The following is a 3,317-nucleotide window of genomic DNA, read 5'->3' as shown; positions in this document are numbered from 1 at the left end:
CAAGAGCGTCACGCTCGCCTCCGGCGGGAGCGACGTCACGAACAAGTCGTACACCGTCAAGGCGACAGATCCCGACCCGCTCCTCAACACGGCCAGCGTCACGTGCAGCCCCACGGGCTTCCCGAACGTGCTGACTGCGTCGGACGGCTGGTCGGTGAATCTGTTCCAGCCGGACATCTCGGTCGTAAAGACCGGACCGGCCTACACGAAGCAGGGTGACACGGCCAGCTACAGGGTCACGATCACGAACGACAGCTCGGACGACTCTCCCAGTCTCGTCCTGACGAAGATCGACGACAGCCTCGTCGGCGATCTGATGGATGCGGCCAACACGGCGATCACGGGCTCGAACTGCGACGACGTGGACTACACCCTCGCCTGGGACGGGTCCTGCTACGTGGACTACGACTACGTCGTGTCCGATGGCAGCGGCGCCAAGCTCTCCAACACCGTGACGGTCGAGAGCAACCCGACAGGCTTCCCGAATCACATCGACGGCACGGCGGCCTGGGACAGCACCCTGGTGCATCCCGCGTTCGACGTGACGAAGGCATGCAAGGCCCAGCCTGTTCCGCAGGCCGGCCCTGCCGTCTTCACCATCACCTTCAACAACACCGGCGACGCTGACCTCCACGTGGTTCCCAGCGAGGGCGCTTCGTTCGACGTGGCCGCCGGTGCTTCGTACGACTACGAGTACTCGATCGACGGACCGTTCACCGCGTCCGTGGACAACACAGTCACCGGCACGGTCACCCTCGACCCCAAGTACGGGCTCGACAACAGCTACAAGTTCAGCGCCCAAGCGACGTGCTCCGTCGAGGCCAAGTTCAAGGTCGTGAAGACCGTCAGCGGGCAGCCGCCGGCGGCCGGCCAGACCTTCACCTTCGAGCTTCGCCAGGGCGCGACGACTGCCGCTGACGGCACGATTCTCGAGACAAAGACGACCGACGCAAACGGCAACATCGACTTCGCTACGGGCCTCGTGCCCGGTCAGGCCTACCAGCTCTGCGAGTGGGTGTTCCCCGGCTGGAACACGAACCTTGCCGGCGATGGGCCGCTGTTCGTCCCGAACAGCATCATTCCGCCGTCGCTGCCGAACCCGAACGTCAACAACCTGACCGTGTGCGTGGACTTCACCGTTGCATCCGGCCAGACAAGGACGTTCACAGTTGACAACACGCCACCCCCAGGCGGGCGTGCCCTGACGATCGGCTTCTGGAAGAACTGGGCATCCTGCGCCAATTCGAACGGCAGGGGACAGGATCCCATCCTCGACCTCGCGCTCGGATACGCAAGCGCCACGACGACGAACCCGCCCGGCGGCCTCGTCGTCTCCGCCCAGAACGCCGGCTCCGGGTGGCCGAACTATGCGGCGACCTGGTACCTCATCCTCAAGGGTGATCCGACGAGCACGGAGGATGTCATGAAGAACGCGCCCGACTGCGCGAAGGCCGTCAACCTCCTGGACAAGCGGACCATCGACGGCAAGAGCAAGAAGGCCAGCGACCCGCTGTTCAACATGACGGCACAGCTCGTCGGCGCTCAGCTCAACCGGTTCATGGGCGCCGCGATCAGTGGCGCGACGATCACCAACATCGACAAGGCCGTGCTGCTTGACGGCAAGTACAAGTTCGACGGTCTCACCTACGCCCCAAAGCTGAGCAAGGCGGACACGACGCTCGCCGCGTGCCTGGCCACCCAGCTCGACCGCTACAACAACAACCTGACCGTGACCTCGTGCCCGTGATCGCCTGATCACGCCGGCCCTCGTGGCCAGACACACGAGAAGAGCCCCTGGCCATCGGCCGGGGGCTCTTCGATGCTGCGGGTTGGAGGGTCAGGCAGCGACGCTGAAGCTGAGCGAGCCGAGGGTCAGGAGCGTTCCACGTGACGAGGTCCCCTTCAGGACCGCCGTGCAGGACGCGGCGCCGCCCGACCAGGCGCCGGACTCCAGCCAGAACACGCCGTTGTCGTCCCAGAAGTTCGGCCAGTACATCAGGTGAGAAGACGAGTAGACGAGCGTCCCGCCCTGCGAGCACTGCAGGTTGACTTGCGGGTTCGTGGCGGTCGCCGTGAAGGTGAACGTCACCCAGTCCGCCCAGTTCGGTGCGCCGTTGCCGTTCTGGTCGGTGACCATGACAACCGTAAGTCCGCCGGTGCTGCCGGTGGTGCTGCCCTTGCCGCCCTTGCCGGCATATGCGGTGCCGGCAACGAGGACGACGAGAAGCGACGCGATGACCGCGGCGTGGAGCAGCAGCGCTGCCGAGCGTGAAGGCCGTGTTCGGAAGAAACGCATCGTTGTGAGTCTCCAGAATATGCCCGCCTGGAGCAGCATCGAGTCTCGGTGCGGGCTGCGAGGGGTGAACATATGTGTGCAGAAGGCACGAGGACTGCGAGTGGTCAAAGGCCCGAGCGATGGTAGGTATGCCGACCGCGGTGATCCGTCCCACGGTCGTCTGCTTCCAGCGGGCACCCAGGGCACGAAGCGCGTGTGACATGGCGCCTGAGAACGGGTTGCCCGGCTGGCTGGGTTCGACTCCCCAGTCCCGCGGCTTCTGCTCTCCGGTTCCCTCCGGAGTTGCCATCGTGTCTTAGGCCGCCCCTGAAACGGGCCTCTGTGCTGCACGGCGATGGCGCGTCGAAACATCGCTTGATCGCCTGCGGGGGCCAAGTCTACCCGAGTCGAAACATGCAGCTCAGGGTGCGACGTCGAACGTGACGCTGTCCTCGACGATGTACTTGCCGCTGTTCGACCGGTGGCCGAGCATGCCCTTGCATGTCGCCGCACCGGAAGTCCAGGCGGCGGAAGGTCCGAGCTCGAAGGGGTCGCTCAGGCCTGAGGCGTCGCCCGACAGCATCTGCGAGTCCGCGAACACTAGCCGACCGGTCCCGGCCGGCTGGTAGCAGTGGAGCTGGATCGAGGACGCCGACGTCGACTTGTACCCGAACGCCATCACCTGGCCGAACGTCAGCTGCGGTGACCTCGAGGTCGCGCCGGCGATCCATAGGGACGACCCACCCTTGGCGAGAGCCGTGTCGGCGCCCGCCGGATCCCCCCGCGTCACGACGGCACCGGCGAACACCAGCGCAATGCCGATGGCGATCACGAGGGTGGCCTCGAGCGCGGCGCTTGCCCAGCGGCGTGCCGTCGAGGCGAGGATGTCGGTGTGCATCGTGTTCCTCTCGTGCCGCCGATCGCCGGCGACGGTGACCCGGCGCGGTCTACCCGCGCAGGCCTGGCTTCGGTAGCCCGGCCGACTCGTCTCCGAGTCCCGCTGGCGTTGCGTCCCCGGGTCGCCCCGGGTTTGCCCTTCTCG

3 protein-coding genes and 1 riboswitch are annotated in these 3,317 nt (G+C 66.0%); of the genes, 1 reads left to right on the top strand and 2 read right to left on the bottom strand.

Translation table 11 applies throughout. The features are described 5' to 3' along the window. A partial coding sequence (locus tag VGM51_06920; GenBank protein ID HEY3412774.1) for a hypothetical protein occupies nt 1–1,747 on the top strand: 1,747 nt, incomplete at its 5' end. 90 nt (nt 1,748–1,837) lie between these two features. Here VGM51_06920 and VGM51_06915 read toward each other — a convergent pair. Then, the gene (locus VGM51_06915) at nt 1,838–2,296 is read right to left on the bottom strand and encodes a hypothetical protein (GenBank protein HEY3412773.1); all 459 of its coding nucleotides are present in this window, start codon (nt 2,294–2,296) and stop codon (nt 1,838–1,840) included. Between the two features lie 400 nt (nt 2,297–2,696). Continuing rightward, the gene (locus tag VGM51_06910; protein HEY3412772.1) at nt 2,697–3,173 is read right to left on the bottom strand and encodes a hypothetical protein; all 477 of its coding nucleotides are present in this window, start codon (nt 3,171–3,173) and stop codon (nt 2,697–2,699) included. 68 nt (nt 3,174–3,241) lie between these two features. Next, a riboswitch (cyclic di-GMP riboswitch) is annotated at nt 3,242–3,313 on the bottom strand. Nucleotides 3,314–3,317: the final 4 nt, after the last annotated feature.

The sequence above is a fragment of the Armatimonadota bacterium genome (assembly GCA_036504095.1).
Taxonomy (GTDB): Bacteria; Armatimonadota; DTGP01; order JAKQQT01; family JAKQQT01; genus DASXUL01.
Note: the sequence above shows the minus strand (reverse complement) of the source record. Positions and strands in the feature narration are given on the sequence as shown.